The following is a 1,095-nucleotide window of genomic DNA, read 5'->3' as shown; positions in this document are numbered from 1 at the left end:
AAATTGTATGCACCCCATTGACTCATGCCTAAAGCATGACCGTAGCCAAGTCCAAGAAGTACAAAACTACCATCTGTGCCTTTGGTAAGATTGAAGTGGGTACTTTTAATCTTTAGGGCTGTACGCACTTCTTCACCAACCAGTACCTTGGTAGCTTTGTCACCAACGATTTTTAAGACTTTAACACTACCAAAAGGAGAGTAACTCTCTGCAATCATATCTAAAACATTGCCGACACCAGAAAACCTGGCGCTAATTTCTTTCGGGGAGAAAGTTTTCACCCATTTGCACTCGCTAACATTTTGTGAGTAATCTTCAACAGCACGGAGGTAAGGCTCATGGCTTCCCCAAACATCTTCGACATTTTCAGTATGTCCTCCAGAGCAATCATGGAAAACTGAGAGAATAATACTGTCTTTATAAGTTAGTACCTGTTTATCCGTTGCATCGACGGCGGCATAAGTACTAGGAGTTTCATTGATTACTCCCTTATAATTTTGCCAGTGATCTGGACTATCGCCTAAATCGTAAACAGGATTATTGCGTTGTTTTTCTCGTTCATAGAGAGCAAAAGTCCGGGCAGCAACTGCTTGTGCTTTCAAAGCTTCAGCAGGCCATTCAGTATCCATTTCGCCACCAACAACACTGTAGAGATATTCTTCGTCATCAACCCAGTTAACGGCGGTTAGTCCTTTGTCTGTTGGGACAACGAGAGTTCTGCCTCGATACCAGTGTTCGCCAATGTAAACGAACCCCTTACCTGTGGGTTCAATCCAAAATAAACCAGACTGCCATTTATCTAAAGCCACACCGCCTGGAACTGAAGAGGCATAAAATGAACTCATTGCTGGTAATTGTCCGAGAGTATGACCAGTGCTATCTTTAACCAAGGCAGTGGTAGAACTGCCAACTGTTACCTGATTAACTCCTCTCTCAATTGCGATTCGCAGGATGACAGATGCTCGACTTGGGGTAGCTAAAGTCATCCACAAGAAGGCACTTATCCACCAATGACCTACTTTCATCTGTGTAAATAAAGCTTTTAATAACAATTGGCATTTCATGTAATGCATTTAAAAAGAGTTTTCAATTTCT

General features: G+C 42.2%; 1 protein-coding gene. It reads right to left on the bottom strand.

Annotation, left to right across the window (positions count from 1 at the left end; all coding sequences use genetic code 11):
* A partial coding sequence (locus V7K97_RS31855) for a SpoIID/LytB domain-containing protein (RefSeq protein ID WP_334804985.1) occupies nt 1-1,064 on the bottom strand: 1,064 nt, incomplete at its 3' end.
* Between the last annotated feature and the right edge of the window lie 31 nt (nt 1,065-1,095).

This window comes from Nostoc sp. (assembly GCF_036917815.1).
Classification (GTDB): Bacteria; Cyanobacteriota; Cyanobacteriia; order Cyanobacteriales; family Nostocaceae; genus Nostoc.
This window is presented reverse-complemented; position numbering and strand designations above follow the sequence as displayed.